Source organism: Rathayibacter sp. VKM Ac-2928, assembly GCF_022815545.1.
GTDB classification, from domain to species: Bacteria; Actinomycetota; Actinomycetes; order Actinomycetales; family Microbacteriaceae; genus Rathayibacter; species Rathayibacter festucae.
In genome coordinates, this window is sequence record NZ_JALGRU010000003.1 from 655,407 (window position 1) to 671,845 (window position 16,439).

Here is a 16,439-nt window from a genome sequence, read left to right on the forward strand (position 1 = left end):
GCCATGAGCACTGCATCCCGTTCCCCCCGCCCGTCCCTGGCCCACCGGCTCCCGGAGTCGCTGCGCACCCCGCAGGGCGTCGCGGCCGCCGTCGGCCTCGTCCTGGTGATCCTCGCGACGGTCCTCGGCCCGATCCTCTTCGGCGACCTCGCCACCGAGCGCTCGATCGCCGACCGCCAGCAGGGCGCGAGCCTCGCGCACCCCTTCGGCACCGACGACCTCGGCCGCGACCTCCTCGCCCGCGTCGTCGTCGCCACCCGCGTCTCCGTGCTGCTCACCCTCGGCGCGACCGGCATCTCGGTCGTCGGCGGCGTGCTGCTCGGCGTCGTCGCGGTGCTGCTGCCCCGCCTGCTGCAGCGGCTGATCGCCGGCCTCATCGACATCCTGCTGTCCTTCCCCTGGCTGCTGCTCGCGCTGTTCTTCTCGGTGATCTGGGGGACGACCGCGGTCGGCGCGATGCTCGCCGTCGGCTTCGCCGGCATCCCGGTCTTCGCGCGGCTCACCAGCACGCTCGCGGCCTCGGTGTCGTCCAGCGACTACGTCCGCGCCGCCGGGATGCTCGGCAGCCGCCCGCTGCGGACGACCGTCCGGCACGTGGTGCCGAACATCCTGCCGCCGCTGCTGGTCAACTCGGCGGCGCACGCCTCCGTCACGCTGCTCTCCTTCGCCGCGCTGTCCTTCCTCGGCCTCGGCGTCCAGGCGCCCGAGTACGACTGGGGCCGGCTGCTCAACGAGGGCGCGAAGCGGATCTACGTCGATCCGATGGCCGCGATCGGCCCCGGCATCGCCGTGGTGCTGGTGGGCGTCGTCTTCGCGCTGCTCGGCGAGGTCTTCAGCGAGTCGTCCTCGCGCCGCCGCCCGGTCAAGGCCGTGAAGCGCCGGCGCTCGGACGAGGTCGTCGCGCCCGTCACCGACGCGATGCCCGTCGTCGAGATGTCCGGGCTGCGCGTGGCGTTCCCCGGCCGCGACGGGGCGATGACCGAGCGCGTGCACGGCGTCGATCTGACGATCCTGCCCGGCGAGACCGTCGGCATCGTCGGCGAGAGCGGCTCGGGCAAGTCGGTCACGGCGAGCGCCGTCGCCGGACTGCTCGGCCCTGACGCGCTGGTCACCAGCGAGCAGCTCGTCTTCCGCGGCATCGACATGACCGCGGTGCCCAACGCCGCCGAGCGACGCCGCCTCGGGCTCGAGCAGGCGATGATCTTCCAGGACCCGCTGACCTCGCTCAACCCGGCGCTCACCATCGGCCGCCAGCTGCGCGAGGCGAGCGAGGTGCACGCCCGCACCCCGCGCGCCGAGTCGCTGCGCCGCGCGATCGACAAGCTGAACCTGGTGCGCATCCCGGACGCCGAGAAGCGGGTCGGCCGGCTGCCGCACGAGTTCTCCGGCGGCATGCGGCAGCGGGCGATGATCGCGATGGGCCTGATGGGCACGCCGCGGCTGCTGATCGCGGACGAGCCGACCACCGCGCTCGACGTCACCGTGCAGCGGCAGGTGATGCAGGCGCTGCGCGAGGCGCAGACCGCGACCGGAGCGGCGATCCTCTTCATCTCGCACGACATCGCGCTGGTCAGCGGCTTCTGCGACCGGATCGTGGTGATGCGCGACGGTCGGGTGGTCGAGGAGATCGCCGCCGACCGCCTCGACGAGGCGCGGCACCCCTACACGCGCGGGCTGATCGCCTGCGTGCCGGACATGGCGACCGACCGGAGCGCGCTGCTCCCGGTGATCGCGGCGATCGACGAGGAGCCGCCTTCCGCGGACCGGACCGCCCACGACCTGCCCGCCCACGACCAGGAGGCACTGACCGCATGAGCGAGCTGCGCTACGAGGCGGTGACCGTGCGCTTCGGCCACGGCCGCTCGGCGACCACGGCCGTCGACGCCGTGGACCTGACGGTCCGCCCCGGCACCACCCACGGACTGGTCGGCGAGTCCGGCTCCGGCAAGTCGACGGTCGCACGGGTCGCAGTCGGCCTCACCCCGCTGCACTCCGGCCGCATCCTGCTCGACGGCGTCGACATCGCCAGCCGCGAGCCGTCGGCCCGGGCCGCGCGCCGCCGGGTGCAGATGGTGTTCCAGGACCCGCTGTCCGCACTCGACCCGCGGATGAGCGTCGGCGCCTCGATCGCCGAGGGACTGCTCGCGACCGGCCGGCGCCACTCCGCCGCCGCCCGCGACGACCGCGTCCGCGAGCTGCTCGACCTGGTGCACATCGACCCGGCGCGCGCCGACGACCGCCCGACCGCCTTCTCCGGCGGGCAGCGCCAGCGGATCACGATCGCCCGGGCGCTGGCCGCCGAGCCGCAGGTGCTGATCGCCGACGAGATCACCTCGGCGCTCGACGTCTCGGTGCAGGGCGTGGTGCTCAACCTCCTCCGGGAGCTGCAGCAGAGACTCGACCTCACGATGCTCTTCATCTCGCACAATCTCGCCGTCGTCCGCTACGTCAGCGACGAGGTCTCGGTGATGCGCGGCGGGCGCCTCGTCGAGCACGGCACGACCGACACCGTGCTGTCCGATCCCGCCGACCCGTACACGAGGCAGCTGCTCCGGGCCGTGCCCGTGATGGGCCGGCCTCTCGACCTGGAGGACGCATGACCGAGCTCCTGATCCGCTCCGCTCGCTTCGCGGGGCAGGACGCCCCCGCCGACCTGCTGCTGCGCGACGGCGCGATCGCCGAGATCGCCCCGGCCGGCACGCTGCCGGGCAGCACCGAGGCGCTCGACGCCGACGGCCGCTTCGTCGCGCCCGGCTTCTGGGACGCGCACGTGCACTTCACCCAGTGGGTGGTCCGCCGGCAGCGGGTCGACCTCGCCCCCGCGGCGAGCGCCGCCGAGGCCGTCGCGATCATGCGCGCGGCGCTGCCGGTGCGCGAGGACGCCGTGCTGATCGGCTACGGCTTCCGCGACGGCCTCTGGACGGATGCACCGACCCGCGCGGCACTCGACGCGATCGCGCCCGACCGCGCGCTCGTCCTGATCAGCGGCGACCTGCACTGCGGCTGGCTCAACAGCGCGGCCGGCCGGCGCTTCGGCCTGTCGATCCCGGCGGACGGGGTGCTGCGCGAGACGGAGTGGATCGGCACGCTCGACCTGATCGACGCCGTCGGCCTGCCCTCCGTCGCCGCCTACCGCGAGACCGCCGAGGCCGCCGCGGCCCGGGGAGTCGTGGGCATCATCGAGTTCGAGAACGCCGACAACTCCCGCGTTTGGCCGGCCCGCATCGCGGAGGGCGTCACGTCCCTGCGCGTCGAGACCTCGGTCTGGCCCGACCGGCTCGACGACGCGATCGCCCGCGGGCTGCGCACCGGCGACGCCCTCGATCCGGCCGGCCTCGCCCGGATGGGCCGCCTCAAGATCGTCGTCGACGGCTCGCTGAACACCCGTACCGCCTACTGCTTCGACCCCTACCCCGGGATCGCCGCCGACCACCCGCACCCGTGCGGCGTGCTGAGCGTCGCGCCCGAGGAGGTGGAGGGCCTGCTGGTCCGCGCCCGCGACGCCGGCATCCTCCCGGCCGTGCACGCCATCGGCGACCGCGCGAACGCCGAGGTGCTCGACGTCTTCGAGCGGCTCGGCCTCGCGGGCACGATCGAGCACGCCCAGCTCGTCGCGGCCGAGGACTTCGCGCGCTTCGGCCGCCTCGGGCTCGTCGCGAGCGTGCAGCCGGAGCACGCGATGGACGACCGCGACGTCGCCGACCGGCACTGGGCCGGCCGCACCGACCGCTCCTTCGCCTTCGCCTCGCTGCACGCGGCCGGCGCGACCCTCGCCCTCGGCTCCGACGCGCCCGTCGCCCCGCTCGACCCGTGGATCTCGCTGGCCGCGGCGGTGAGCCGCCGCCGCGACGGCCGCGAGGCCTGGCACCCGGCCGAGCGGCTGCCGTTCGACGTCGCGCTCGCGGCGAGCACCCGCGGGGCGACCGTCGCCGTGGGAGCCGCGGCCGACCTCGTGCTGCTCGACCGCGACCCGGCGACCGCCGACGACGCGGAGCTGCGCACGACACCCGTCGCGGCGACCCTCCTCGGCGGCCGGCCGACCTGGTCCGCGCTCTGACGGACTCTCCTCCACAGGGCCGTGCCGGACCGGTGTCCTCCACAGGCCGACTCTCCTCCACAGGCAGCGCAGACCCGGCCGTTCTCCACAGGACACCTCTCCTCCACAGGCCGCGCAGGCCGCCCGTTCTCCACAGCCACTCGCTCCTCCCCGACAGGACCCTCCCGCCATGCCCCTGATCACCACCCCGGCCGGCGTCGCCGTGCACTACGAGACGACGGGCGACCCGTCCGGCCGCCCGCTCGTCCTGCTGCACGGCGGCGGCGCCCAGCTGATCGGCTGGGACGACCGCTTCTGCGAGCTGCTCGCCGAGCACGGCTTCTTCGTCGTCCGCACCGACAACCGCGACGTCGGCCTCAGCCAGGCGACCGGCGGCCCGGAGGACACCACGGCCGGCTACGACCTCGCGGACATGGCGCTCGACGTCGTCGCCGTGCTCGACGAGCTCGGGATCGCGCGCGCGCACCTCACCGGCATGTCGATGGGCGGCTACATCGCCCAGCTGGTCGCGATCCTGCACCCGGAGCGGGTCGCCTCGCTCGGCCTGATGTCGACCTCGCTCAGCTCGGCGCCCGAGTTCCTCGTCGGCGAGCACACCGGGCAGCCGATCACCGAGGTCCCGGAGGTCCTCGACCGCGACGCCTACATCGCCATGTTCGTCGGCGGCCAGCGGCACTACCAGTCGCCCGGCTTCCCCTTCGACGAGGCGGCGAGCGCCGCCCTCGGCGCCCGCTACTACGACCGCGCCTACACCCCGACCGGGCTGATCCGGCAGTGGAACGCGCTGCTGCGCGGACCGCTCGAGCGGCGGGAGGCGATGGCGAAGGTCACCGTGCCGGTCGCCGTCCTCCACGGCCGCGGCGATCAGAGCCTGCACTGGAGCGCCGCGCTCGAGACCGCGCGGATCCTGCCCCAGGCCGAGCTGCACCTCTACGAAGAGATGGGTCACGACATCCCGGTGGAGCTCTGGCCCGAATTCGCTGCGATCCTGGCTCGGACCGCCGCCCGCGCCGAGAGGACCGCCGATGCGTGAGAGCACCGAGTACGCGATGACCGACCCCGCCGAGATCCGCGCGCTGATCCGCGCGACGCCCTGGGCGACGATGGTCAGCGCGACCGAGGACGGCGTCGTCGTCTCGCACTACCCGTTCCTGCTGGAGGAGCCCCTCCCCGGCGCCGACCCCGACGAGCTCGTGCTGGTCAGCCACGTCGGCCGGCCCGACGAGCGCGCCCACCGGCTCGGCGAGTCCGAGCTGGCCGTCGTCTTCCAGGGCCCGCACGGCTACGTCTCGCCCAGCTGGTACGGCGTCGCGCGGGCGGTGCCGACCTGGAACTTCGCCGCCGTGCACGTCTGGGGCGTGCCCGAGCTGCTCGGCGACGAGGAGAACCTCGCCGTGCTGGAGCGGCTCGTCGACCACTTCGAGGACGAGCTGCCCGAGCCGTTCCACCTCCGGATCAGCGCCGAGAACTCGGCCTACGCCGAGCGGATCGTGCACGGCACGGTCGGCTTCCGGCTCCGGGTCACCCGGATCGAGGCCAAGGAGAAGATGAGCCAGGACAAGCCTGCCGAGGTCGTCGACCGGGTCACCGCGGCGCTCGACGCGCCGGGGCCGTACTCGAACCCCGCGCTCGCCCAGCGGATGCGCCGCGTGCACGCCTCGATGCGGCCGGAGACCCCGCAGTGATCCCCGGCCTCCACGACGACCTGGTGCGCCTGCGCCGCCGCCTGCACGCCGACCCCGAGCTCGGCCTCGCCCTCCCGCGCACGCAGGCGCTGCTGCTCGAGGAGCTGGCCCCGCTCGGCCTCGAGATCACGACCGGCCGCGGCCTCGGCTCGATCACCGCCGTCCTCCGCGGCGGCCGCCCCGGACCGGTCGTCCTGCTGCGCGCCGACATGGACGCGCTCCCCGTCGTCGAGGCGACCGGGCTGCCCTTCGCCGCGACCAACGGCGCGATGCACGCCTGCGGTCACGACCTGCACATGGCGGGTCTGATCGGCGCGGCCCGCCTGCTCGCCGCCCGGCGCGACGAGCTCGCCGGCACCGTCGTCCTGATGCTCCAGCCCGGCGAGGAGGGCTTCGCCGGCGGCCGCCTGATGATCGAGGAGGGCGTCCTCGACGCCGCCGGCGAGCGCCCGGTCGCCGCCTTCGCGATGCACGTCGACTGCTCCACCGACTCCGGCCTCTTCGTCACCCGCTCCGGCCCGATGATGGCGAGCGCCAGCGGCATGCGGATCACCGTGACCGGCACCGGCGGGCACGCCGCGTTCCCGCACCTCGCCGTCGACCCGATCCCCGCGGCGGCCGCCCTGGTGCAGGCCCTGCAGACCTTCGTCGCCCGCCGCGTCCCGGCGACCGACCCCGCCGTCGTCTCGGTGGTCAGCATCGTCAGCGACTCGACCGCGCCCAACGTCCTGGCCGCACGGGTCGAGCTGATGCTCAACATCCGCACCCTCTCCCGCGACACCTTCGCCCTCGTGCGCTCCTCGCTCGCCGAGCTCGCCGCAGGCATCGCCGCCGCGCACGGCTGCGGCGTCGAGACCGAGTTCATCGACTCCTACCCCGTCACCCACAACGACCCGGAGGAGACCGAGCGCGTGATCGCCGCGCTCACCGCCCGGCACGGCGCCAACCGCGTGCTCCGCCTCCCCGCGCCGTCGATGGCGTCGGAGGACTTCGCCTACGTCCTCGACGAGATCCCCGGCACCCTCCTCTTCCTCGGCACCCGCCCGCCCGGCGTCCCGGCGGAGGGAGCGCCGTCGATGCACTCGGAGTCGGCGGTCTTCGACGACGCGCTGCTCGGCCTGCACGCCGAGACGCTCGCGCAGCTGGCGTTGGACCGGCTAGCCCTGACCGCGGACGCGCCGAGTCCCGCCGAGGCGCTCGCGTGACCCGCTACCGCGCCGTCTCCCCCGACGCACTGCGGGCCGTCCTCGGCGAGCCCGAGCAGCCCGCCCGCGACAAGATCATGGACCGGCTCGACCGCAGCTGCCGCGTCTTCCTCGCGCACTCGCCGTTCGCCTGCCTCTCCACCAGCGACGCCGCCGGCCGCTGCGACAGCTCGCCGCGCGGCGACCGTCCCGGCTTCGTCCGCGCGATCGACGACCGAACCGTGGTGATCCCTGACCGCCTCGGCAACCGCCTCGGCGACTCCTTCTCCAACATCCTCGAGAACGGCCACGTCGGCCTGGTCTGCTTCGTGCCCGGCATGACCGAGACGCTCCGGATCAACGGCTCGGCGTACGTGACCGACGACCCGGAGCTGCTCGCGATGCTCGAGCAGGACCACGTCGTCCCGGACCTCGCCACCGTCGTCGAGATCGAGCAGGTCTACCTGCACTGCGGCCGGGCCCTGCTGCGCTCGCGGCTCTGGGATCCGGAGATGCAGGACCTCGCCGAGGAGGTTCCGAGCGCCGGCACGATGTGGGCCGAGGCCTCCGGGCTGAGCGCCGAGGTCGCGCGCGCGATCGACGACGCCTCGGACCTCGGCTACCGGACGCTGTACTGACGTGGCGGCGCACTGCCCGGTCGGGGCGCTGAGGTGAGCGACCGCGCGGGCCGGATCCCGCTCGTCGTCACCGCGATCGTGCCGCAGGCGGAGGGCGTCGTCGCCGTCGAGCTCGCCGACCCCGCGGGCGGCGACCTGCCCGACTGGGAGCCGGGCGCGCACCTCGACGTCCAGCTGATCACCCGGCAGGAGCGGCAGTACTCGCTCTGCGGCGACCCCGCCGACCGCCGCCGCTACCGGATCGCCGTCCTCCGCGAGGAGCACTCGCGCGGCGTCTCGATGTACATCCACGACTTCCTCCGCGTCGGCGCCACCGTGCACGTGCGCCCGCCGCGCTCCCTCTTCCCCCTGGCGAGCGCCGACGAGCACCTGCTTCTCGCCGCCGGCATCGGCATCACCGCGATCCTCCCGCTCGCCCAGCGCCTCGAGCGCGACGGGTCCCCGTGGACCCTGCACTACGCCGTCCGCAGCGCGGCCCACGTCCCCTTCCGCAGCGAGCTGGACGCGCTCGGCGACCGCGTCACCGTGCACTCCCCGGCCCCGGACTCCCCGGCCTCGAACTCCGCGGACCCGAACTCCGCGGACCCGAACTTCGCGGCCCCGAACTTCGCGGCCCCGGACTCCGTCCGCCTCCGCGGCCGCCTCGACCTCCCTGCGCTTCTGGCAAGGCCCCGCCCCGGAGTCGTGCAGGCCTGCGGCCCGGCCCGCTTCCTCGACGCGATCGCCGCCGCGATGGCCGCCTGGCCCGCGGGCAGCCTGCACCTCGAGCGCTTCGAGCCCAAGCCCGTCGCCGCCCGCCCGAACGCCCCCTTCACCGTGCACTGCGCCCGCTCCGACGTCTCCGTCGAGGTCGGCGCCGGCCAGTCGATGCTGCACGCCCTGACCTCCCGCGACCTCCCCGTCACCGGCTCCTGCCTCCGCGGCGTCTGCGGCTCCTGCGCCGTCCCCGTCCTCGCGGGCCCCGTCGACCACCGCGACTCCCTGACGACGTCCCCCGACTCCCCCGTCATGTACCCCTGCGTCTCCCGAGCCGCAGCCTCCGCCCTGACGATCGGCCTCTGACCCCACCCCTCCGGAGATGCACGCTGATCGGGTAGCCGCGGAGTCGCCCCACTCATGCTGATCGAGTAGCCCGCGCAGCGGGCGTATCGAGATCCACCCAGGCAAGAACTCCAGCCTGCAGACCCGCCCAGCCGAGCACGCCGGGTCTCGATACGCCCCTCCGGGGCTACTCGACCAGCATGGATTCCCCGCCCGAGCAGCCCGCGAAGCGGGTCATCCATGCCGATCAAGCCAGCCCGCGGAGCGGCCCTTTCTGCTGATCGAGTAGCCCGCGCAGCGGGCGTATCAAGATCCGCCCGCCACCAGAACTGAGGCTACCCTTACTGAGAATTAGGCTAGCCTACCCTCATGCCCCGCACATCCAGCCCTCGCATCCCCCTGCTGATCGCCGGTCTCGCCGCCGCCTCCGTCGCCCTCGCCGGCTGCTCGTCCGGCGCCTCCGGAGCCGCGACGAGCGCAGCCGCCGAGACGATCGTCGTCGAGAACGCCAAGCCCACGCTGACCCTCGTCGAGGAGGACGGCGAGCAGTCCTACCAGGAGGACACGGCCGTCGCCCGCACCTCCGTCGAGGTGCCCGCCTCCCCCTCCGCCGTCGTCACCTTCGACATCGCCACGCTCGACACCCTGCACACCATCGGCGCCGGCGACGCCGTCGTCGCGATCCCCGACGCGACCCTCCCCGACTACCTCGCCGAGTACGCCGACCTGCCGAAGGTCGGCACGCTCTTCGAGCCCGACTTCGAGGCCGTCGCCGAGCTCGAGCCCGACCTCATCGTCACCGCCGCGCGCAGCACCGGCCAGTACGACGAGCTGTCCGAGATCGCCACCACGATCGACCTGACCGGCAGCTACGCCGGCACCTTCGACCCCGCCGCCGCCCTCGAGCGAGCCACGCAGCTCGGCGAGATCTTCGACCGCGAGGAGGAGGTCGCCGCCCAGGCCGCCGCCACCGAGCAGCTCGCCGCGACCATCGAGGACCGGGCCGACGGCAGCGCCCTCGTGCTCTCCGTCTCCGGCGGCGAGTACAGCGCCTTCGGCGAGGGCTCCCGCTTCGGCTACTTCTTCGACGACCTCGGCTTCACCCCTGCCGTCGCGGCGGCCGAGCTGCCCGGCACGGAGGGTTCCCCCCACGGCGACACCGTCACGAACGAGTTCCTCCTCACCGCCGCGCCCGAGTGGATCTTCGCCTTCGACCGCGGCGCGGCCACCGGCGCCGCGAGCACCGCCGAGGCGACCCTCGACAACGCCCTCGTCGCGCAGACCCCCGCCGCGCAGAACGACCGCATCGTCCAGCTGCCCGCGAGCGAGCTCTACATCGTGATCAACGGCCTCACCGCCGTGCAGAACGTGCTCGAGAGCGTGCACGACGCGATGCAGAGCTGAGCGCTCCCCGCGTGGTCCGCCCTCCCGTCCGCGCGCTGATCGTCGCGGGGGTGGCGCTCGTCGCCGCCCTCGCGACGCTCTCGCTGTTCCTCGGGGTCGCCGAGCTCGACGCGTTCGTCCTCGTCGAGAGCCGCCTCCCCCGCACCCTCGCCCTGATCCTCGCCGGCGCGGCGTTCGCCGTCACCGGCCTGATCCTGCAGCTGCTCACCCGCAACCGCCTCGTCGAGCCCGGCACCACCGGCGCGACCGATGCCGCTACCCTCGCCCTGCTCGCCGTCCTCCTGCTCGCCCCCGCGCTGCCGATGGGAGCGAAGGCGGCGCTGGCCGCGGTCGGCGCCCTCGCGGGCGTGCTCGGCTTCCTCGCGCTGTCCCGCCGCATCCCGGCGCGCTCCAGCGTCCTCGTGCCCGTCGTCGGCCTCCTCTACTCCGGAGTGATCGGCGCCGCCACCACCTTCCTCGCCTACCGCACCGACACCCAGCAGGAGCTCCTGAACTGGGGCATCGGCGACTTCTCCGGCATCCTCCGCGGCCGCTACGAGATGCTCTACGTCGCCGCGGCCGCCGCCGCCGTGGCCTGGATCGCCGCCGACCGCTTCACCGTCGCCGCCCTCGGCGAGGACACGGCGCGCGGCCTCGGCCTCGACACCCGCGCGGTGATGCTCACCGGTGTCGTCATCATCGCCGCGGTCACCGGAGTGATGATCGTCGTGACCGGCGCCCTGCCCTTCCTCGGCCTGATCGTGCCCAACCTCGTCAGCCGGCTCGTCGGCGACACCATGCGCCGCTCCGTGCCGCTCGTCGCCCTGCTCGGAGTGGCCCTGGTCCTCGCCTGCGACCTGGTCGCCCGCACCGTCCGCTTCCCGTTCGAGCTGCCGATCTCCCTGGTGATGGGGATCCTCGGCGGTCTCGTCTTCCTTCGCCTGCTGATCGGGCCCGCCCGTCGGAGGACCGCCGCGTGACCGCCCTCGCACCCCACCGTGCCGCCCGCGCCCTCCGGCCGGCGGCTCTGCGCAGCCCCGGCCCGCGCCTGGTGCTCCTCGCCGCGATCGCCGTCGCCGTCGTCGCCCTCTACCTCGTGACCGACCTCCCCGGCCGCTGGGAGTACGCGCTCGGCCTGCGCACGCGCACCGTTCTCGGCATGGTGATCGCGGCCGCGGCGATCGGAGTCGGCACCGTCCTCTTCCAGACCGTCACCGCGAACCGCATCCTCACCCCCGGCATCATGGGCTTCGACGCGGTGTTCCTGCTGCTGCAGGTGGTGACCGCCTTCGCGATCGGCCCCGCCCTGCTGCTGTCGGCGCCGCCACTCGCCTCCTGGCTGATCGAGCTCGTGCTGATGGTCGGCGTCGTCACGGCCCTCTACTCCTGGCTCTTCGTCCGCCGCCGACTCGATCTGCACGTCATCGTGCTCGCGGGACTGGTGCTCGGCGTGCTGCTGCGCTCGGTCACCGGCTTCCTGCAGCGCCTCCTCGATCCGGACACCTTCGCCGTCGTGCAGAACCTGACCTTCGCGAGCTTCACCTCCGTCGACCGCGAGCTGCTGCTGCCGACCGGCGTGCTCGTCGCCGCGGCGATCGCCTCCCTCTGGCCGATCCGCCGCTCCCTCGACGTGCTCGCGCTCGGCGAGGCGACCGCCGTCTCGCTCGGAGTCGAGCACCGCCGCACCGTGATGCACGTGATCGTCGCGGTCGCGGTGATGGTGGCGGCCTCGACCGCGCTCGTGGGCCCGGTCGCCTTCTTCGGCCTGATCGTCGCGAACGTCGCCTACACCGTCGTCGGCCACCGGCACCTGCGCAGCATTCCGGCGGCGGTCGCGGTCGGAGTGGTCGCCCTCGTCGGCGGTCAGCTCGTGCTCGACCGCGTGCTCGGCTTCGGCACCGAGCTGCCGGTCGTCATCGAGTTCGCCGGCGGCCTCCTCTTCCTCCTCCTCGTGCTCACCGGAAGGGCCCGCTGACATGATTCAGACCACCGCCGTCACCACCCGGCACGGGAGCGTCGTCGCCGTCGACGACGTCACGCTGGCCCTCGAGGCGGGCCTCACCGCGATCATCGGCCCGAACGGCTCCGGCAAGTCGACCCTCCTCGCCACCATCGGCCGCCTGGTGAAGCCGACCGCTGGCAGCGTCGGCGTCGACGGCCTCGACGTCGCGACCACCCGCTCCCGCGACATCGCCCGGCGCCTGGCGATCCTCCGCCAGGACAACCACGTCGCCATCCGCCTGAGCGTGGAGGACCTCGTCGCCTACGGCCGCTTCCCGCACGGCGGCCGTGGCACCTCCCCCGAGGACCGCGCCCACGTCGACGCCGCGATCGCCGCGCTGGACCTCTCGGCCGTCCGCGAGCGCTTCCTCGACGAGCTCTCCGGCGGCCAGCGCCAGCGCGCCTTCGTCGCGATGGCCCTCGCGCAGGACACCGACCACCTCCTCCTCGACGAGCCGCTGAACAACCTCGACCCGCGCCACGGCGTCGTGCTGATGAAGCTCCTGCGCCGCCTCGCCGACGAGCGGGGGATGACGATCGTCGTGGTCCTGCACGACATCAACGTCGCCGCCCGGTTCGCCGACCGCATCGTCGCCGTCCGCGACGGCCGCATCGCCCACCACGGCCCGGTCGCCGAGGTCCTCACCGCCCCCCACCTCGAGGCGCTCTACGACACCCCCGCGCTGGTGGCCGACGTCGCCGGCCACCGCATCGTCCTCTGGCAGTGACCCCCCTCCCCGCTCCGCGAGATGCCACTTGTGCACGCATTCCTCGGCGTGTCGCGCTCACAAGTGGCATCTCGCGGCGCCGCCGACACGTATCGAGATCCACCCCTCGCCCGATGCGCCCCCGCGGGGCCACTCGACCGGCACGCACCCGGACCCGCTCGGTCTAACGCAGCCCGGCCGCGCACTCCAGGAGGTCGGGGATGCCGCTCACGGGCTGCGGCTCAGCGGCGGCCCGCGGGCCGAGGCGGCGGAAGACCGGCGGCTCCGTCGCCAGCACCTGACCGACGGCGCGCCCTCCGGTCCAGACCGTCAGCAGCACCTCGCCGTCCGGGCGCTCGGGAGCGCCGATCTCGTAGACCCGGCCCCGCACGGCCGCGCGCACCGGCGTCTTCCGGGCCAGGTGCACCCACACCGGGAACTCGCAGACCATGTCGACTCCTTTCCCATCAGCCCTCGACCGGGAGGTACGCCACCAGGGCGTCCGCTGCGTCGTCCCCGAGCAGGATCGTCTTGTCCGCGAAGAGGATGTGCTTCATGCCGACCATGCTCGGTCGCAGTCCCCGCGCCGGGGGAGGTCCTTGACAGATCGGGGAGCGGACGGAAGGGAAGCGAGAGTCCGTCGGGGTTGCCGCCCGAGTCGAACTGGAGAAAGGTGTCGATCACGCGGGCGCCCGCCGGCTGTGACGAAGGTTGGAGACGGCGATGGGAAAACTGTTCTACGACGGATCCGTCGAGATCGACTTCGAGGACCGGGTGCTCGCGCACCTGCAGATCGTCATCACCGCGAAGCTCCGCCGCAACGAGTCCTTCCTGCTCAGCTGGCGCGACGACCACAGCATGGGCGACGGCCGCAGCGCCATCTGGCTGCACCCCGCGGTCGGCCTGCGCTACAAGTACTTCGGCGGGCGGATGCCCCGCATCAACCCCGCCTGGATCGCCGCGCTCACCGATCTCGCCAACTCCGCCGGCGGCCTCTACGTCGTCGCCGAGCCCGACACCGAGCACGTCCGCACGATCGACCGGGAGGCGCACTGATGCGCCGGCTCGACATCCTCTACGACGGAGCGCCCTACACGGTGAGCGACCGCACCGCCGCCCAGTTCCGGGTCGAGGTGGACGCCGCCCTCGCCGCGGAGACCCCGCAGTGGCTCACCGTGAACCACGGCGAGGGCCGCGCCAGCACCGCACTCATCTTGATCACCCCGTTCACGGCGATCACGATCCTCACGAACGACGCCGAGGACGACGACACACCCGACGCGGCCTGAACGGCGCGGAGCCGCCGCCGACGCGTCGACACTGCCGGAGGCCGCCTCGTCGCTCCGGCCCGCGCGTCCCGGCACCGCGGCGGCTAGGGTGGGCGCGATGACCGATTCCGCCGTCCTCTGCGACCCGTATCTGCGCGGGTACCCGATCGACGGCGTCGCCATCTCCACCCTCGGCCGCACGTTCGGCGGCGAGACGATCGCCGCCAGCGACCCGACGGCCGCGCGGCTCGACGAGATCCAGCTCGACCTCGGCCAGGGCCCCTGCTGGGACGCGATCGCCGCGGGCGCCCCCGTGTCCCTGCTCGACACCGGCACCGACGTGCGCTGGCCGCTCTTCGCCGAGGCGGTGGACGCCCTCGACGTGCGCTCGGTGTTCGCCTTCCCGCTCACCTTCGCCGGGCTCTCGATCGGCGCCGTCGACCTCTACACCCGCACCCCGATCACCCTCGACGACGCCGCGCTCACCGAGATCTCGGCGCAGTCGCCCGCCACCTCGCTCCGGGTGCTCGCCGCGGTGCTCCACGACGACGCGGACGAGGTGAGCAGCAACCCCGGGTCCCGGAGGGTCGTCCACCAGGCGACCGGCATGATCATCGCCCGCTACCGCATCGACTCGGACGACGCCCTCGTGCTGCTGAGGGCCCACGCGTTCGCCCAGCACCGCCCCCTCGTCGACGTCGCCCAGGACATCGTCGCCCGCCAGGACGGCTTCCCCGACCGCCCGCTCACCGTTCAGGACGACTCATGGTGATCAACTCCCGCGAGCGGAGCGTCATCGCGACCTTCGTGGCCCTCTCCGACACGCTCGTCGACGACTACGACGTCGTCGACTTCGCGCAGACGCTCGTCGAGAGCAGCGCGACCCTCTTCGACGCGGTCTCGGCGGGCCTGGTGCTCGCCAGCCCCGAGGGCACGCTCGAGGTGCTCGCCTCGACGGACGAGGACACCCGCCTGATCGAGCTGCTGCAGCTCGAGACCGCCGGCCCGTGCATCGAGTGCTACGACACCGGGCGCCCCGTCATCGTGCCGGATACGCTCGCGGTCGACGACCGCTGGGCCGAGTTCCGCACCCGCTCGCGCGACCTCGGCGTCCGCGCCGCGCACTGCGTGCCGATGCGCTCGCGGGGCACCACGATCGGCTCGCTCAACCTCTTCCAGGCCGGCACCGGCACCCTCGACCCCGACGACATCGCCGTCGTGCAGGCCTTCGCCGACGTCGCGACGATCGGCATCCTGCACCAGCGCGCGCTCCGCGAGAGCACCGTCACCCAGGAGCAGCTGCAGCGCGCCCTCGACAGCCGCGTCCTGATCGAGCAGGCGAAGGGCATCATCGCCTACTCCCAGCGCACCACCGTCGACCGCGCCTTCGAGATCCTCCGCTCCCGCTCGCGCTCGACCTCCACGCCGATCACGACCCTCGCCCGCCAGATCATCGAGGGCTACCGGGACTGACCGGCCGCCGCGGCAGCTCGTGCCTCCCCTGCCGGTCGAGCAGCGGGGCCGCGGCTTTCATGCTGGTCGAGTAGCGGGCCGCAGGCCCGCGTATCGAGACCCGCGTTCGACGGCGGGTGGATCTCGATACGCCCGCTGCGCGGGCTACTCGATCAGCATGGAGCGCCCGCGCCCGCGTTCGCGCATGCCCGCGCCCTTGAAGAACAAAGACCGCAGCTCGCCTTCCATGCTGGTCGAGTAGCGGGCCGCAGGCCCGCGTATCGAGACCCACCCGGTCCGTCCGCTAGGCCGTCAGGGCGACGGCCGTCCAGGAGACCGGGGGCAGCGTCAGCGTCAGCACGCCGTCCGCCAGCTCGGCGTCGACGGGCTTCAGGCCCACCCTGTTCTGGTCGTCCTTGGTGTTCTTGGCGTAGACGTCCTCGTCGAAGAGGGCAACCGCCTCGGCGACGGTGGAGACGCCGAGGCCGTTCACGTCGACCGTGACCTCGAGGGCCTCCGTCGTCGACCGGTTCACCAGGAACACGGCCGCGCGGCCGTCGTCGAGCGTGGCCACCGAGTCGACCAGCGGCGCGTCGCCGTGCCGGGCGGTCGAGTAGGACCCGACCTCGATCCGGGGCCGCAGCACCGAGCCGGACGCGAGGCGCGCGGTGGTGGAGAACGGGAAGAACGTGGTCTGCCGCCAGGCCGCTCCGCCCGGCTCGGTCATGATCGGCGCGATCACGTTGACGAGCTGCGCGAGCGACGCGGAGGTGACGCGGTCGGAGTTCTTCAGCAGCGTGATCATCAGGTTGCCGAGCACGACCGCGTCGGCCACGGAGTAGACGTCCTCCAGCAGGCGCGGCGCGTACGGCCACTCCCGGGCACCGGCGGTGTCGGCGGCGGCGAGGGCGGCCTCCTCCTCCTGGTGCTCCTGGAGGTACCAGATGTTCCACTCGTCGAAGGACAGCTTGATGTCCTTCGACTTCTTCAGCTTGTGCTTCACGTGGTCGACGGTGGCCGCGA

Annotated in this window: 18 protein-coding genes; 16 read left to right on the forward strand and 2 right to left on the reverse strand. The window is 73.4% G+C overall.

What is annotated here, in order from left to right:
* Positions 1–3 precede the first annotated feature (3 nt).
* From MT350_RS14415 to MT350_RS14470, 12 genes are all read left to right on the forward strand, one after another.
* Positions 4–1,815 carry a dipeptide/oligopeptide/nickel ABC transporter permease/ATP-binding protein gene (locus tag MT350_RS14415; protein WP_243616195.1) on the forward strand — a complete coding sequence of 604 codons (1,812 nt, stop codon included), beginning with the start codon at positions 4–6 and terminating at the stop codon, positions 1,813–1,815.
* Positions 1,812–2,600, forward strand: coding sequence for an ABC transporter ATP-binding protein (locus MT350_RS14420; protein ID WP_243616196.1), 789 nt, complete (start codon positions 1,812–1,814; stop codon positions 2,598–2,600). Before MT350_RS14415 ends, MT350_RS14420 begins: the two co-directional genes overlap by 4 nt.
* Complete coding sequence (locus tag MT350_RS14425; protein ID WP_243616197.1) at positions 2,597–4,057, forward strand: amidohydrolase; 1,461 nt, start codon at positions 2,597–2,599, stop codon at positions 4,055–4,057. Before MT350_RS14420 ends, MT350_RS14425 begins: the two co-directional genes overlap by 4 nt.
* A 169-nt stretch (positions 4,058–4,226) precedes the next feature.
* On the forward strand, positions 4,227–5,090 hold the full coding sequence (locus tag MT350_RS14430) for an alpha/beta fold hydrolase (protein ID WP_123706270.1): 864 nt from the start codon (positions 4,227–4,229) through the stop codon (positions 5,088–5,090).
* Positions 5,083–5,742: an FMN-binding negative transcriptional regulator gene (locus MT350_RS14435; RefSeq protein WP_243616198.1), complete on the forward strand. Its 660-nt coding sequence runs from the start codon at positions 5,083–5,085 to the stop codon at positions 5,740–5,742. The genes MT350_RS14430 and MT350_RS14435 overlap by 8 nt, the downstream gene beginning before the upstream one ends.
* A complete protein-coding gene (locus MT350_RS14440; protein ID WP_243616199.1) occupies positions 5,739–6,947 on the forward strand; it encodes a M20 family metallopeptidase in 1,209 nt (402 codons plus the stop codon). Before MT350_RS14435 ends, MT350_RS14440 begins: the two co-directional genes overlap by 4 nt.
* Positions 6,944–7,564 (forward strand): MSMEG_1061 family FMN-dependent PPOX-type flavoprotein, encoded by a 621-nt coding sequence (locus MT350_RS14445; RefSeq protein ID WP_243616200.1) that lies wholly within the window; start codon positions 6,944–6,946, stop codon positions 7,562–7,564. The genes MT350_RS14440 and MT350_RS14445 overlap by 4 nt, the downstream gene beginning before the upstream one ends.
* A 33-nt stretch (positions 7,565–7,597) precedes the next feature.
* Positions 7,598–8,626, forward strand: coding sequence for a PDR/VanB family oxidoreductase (locus tag MT350_RS20510; RefSeq protein WP_243616201.1), 1,029 nt, complete (start codon positions 7,598–7,600; stop codon positions 8,624–8,626).
* 348 nt (positions 8,627–8,974) lie between these two features.
* A complete protein-coding gene (locus tag MT350_RS14455) occupies positions 8,975–10,009 on the forward strand; it encodes a siderophore ABC transporter substrate-binding protein (protein ID WP_243616202.1) in 1,035 nt (344 codons plus the stop codon).
* A gap of 11 nt (positions 10,010–10,020) precedes the next feature.
* The gene (locus tag MT350_RS14460; RefSeq protein WP_243616203.1) at positions 10,021–10,968 is read left to right on the forward strand and encodes an iron chelate uptake ABC transporter family permease subunit; all 948 of its coding nucleotides are present in this window, start codon (positions 10,021–10,023) and stop codon (positions 10,966–10,968) included.
* Positions 10,965–11,963 (forward strand): iron chelate uptake ABC transporter family permease subunit, encoded by a 999-nt coding sequence (locus MT350_RS14465; RefSeq protein WP_243616204.1) that lies wholly within the window; start codon positions 10,965–10,967, stop codon positions 11,961–11,963. Before MT350_RS14460 ends, MT350_RS14465 begins: the two co-directional genes overlap by 4 nt.
* Position 11,964: 1 nt before the next feature.
* Positions 11,965–12,717 carry an ABC transporter ATP-binding protein gene (locus MT350_RS14470; protein ID WP_243600748.1) on the forward strand — a complete coding sequence of 251 codons (753 nt, stop codon included), beginning with the start codon at positions 11,965–11,967 and terminating at the stop codon, positions 12,715–12,717.
* Positions 12,718–12,880: 163 nt separating this feature from the next.
* Here MT350_RS14470 and MT350_RS14475 read toward each other — a convergent pair whose 3' ends face one another.
* Positions 12,881–13,147 carry a hypothetical protein gene (locus MT350_RS14475; protein ID WP_243600749.1) on the reverse strand — a complete coding sequence of 89 codons (267 nt, stop codon included), beginning with the start codon at positions 13,145–13,147 and terminating at the stop codon, positions 12,881–12,883.
* A gap of 272 nt (positions 13,148–13,419) precedes the next feature.
* Here MT350_RS14475 and MT350_RS14480 point away from each other — a divergent pair, with 272 nt between their 5' ends.
* The 4 genes from MT350_RS14480 (at position 13,420) to MT350_RS14495 (ending at position 15,437) form a co-directional block, all read left to right on the forward strand.
* Positions 13,420–13,752, forward strand: coding sequence for an ATP-dependent DNA ligase (locus MT350_RS14480; RefSeq protein ID WP_123737630.1), 333 nt, complete (start codon positions 13,420–13,422; stop codon positions 13,750–13,752).
* The gene (locus MT350_RS14485; protein ID WP_243600750.1) at positions 13,752–13,985 is read left to right on the forward strand and encodes a hypothetical protein; all 234 of its coding nucleotides are present in this window, start codon (positions 13,752–13,754) and stop codon (positions 13,983–13,985) included. The genes MT350_RS14480 and MT350_RS14485 overlap by 1 nt, the downstream gene beginning before the upstream one ends.
* A 97-nt stretch (positions 13,986–14,082) precedes the next feature.
* On the forward strand, positions 14,083–14,736 hold the full coding sequence (locus tag MT350_RS14490) for a GAF and ANTAR domain-containing protein (RefSeq protein ID WP_243616205.1): 654 nt from the start codon (positions 14,083–14,085) through the stop codon (positions 14,734–14,736).
* Positions 14,730–15,437, forward strand: a complete 708-nt coding sequence (locus tag MT350_RS14495; protein ID WP_123444556.1) for a GAF and ANTAR domain-containing protein — start codon at positions 14,730–14,732, stop codon at positions 15,435–15,437. The genes MT350_RS14490 and MT350_RS14495 overlap by 7 nt, the downstream gene beginning before the upstream one ends.
* Positions 15,438–15,720: 283 nt before the next feature.
* On the opposite strand, the gene MT350_RS14500 is transcribed toward MT350_RS14495, so the two are convergent.
* Positions 15,721–16,439 (reverse strand): alpha-L-arabinofuranosidase C-terminal domain-containing protein (locus MT350_RS14500; RefSeq protein ID WP_279396418.1); only part of this gene is annotated, 719 nt, incomplete at its 5' end.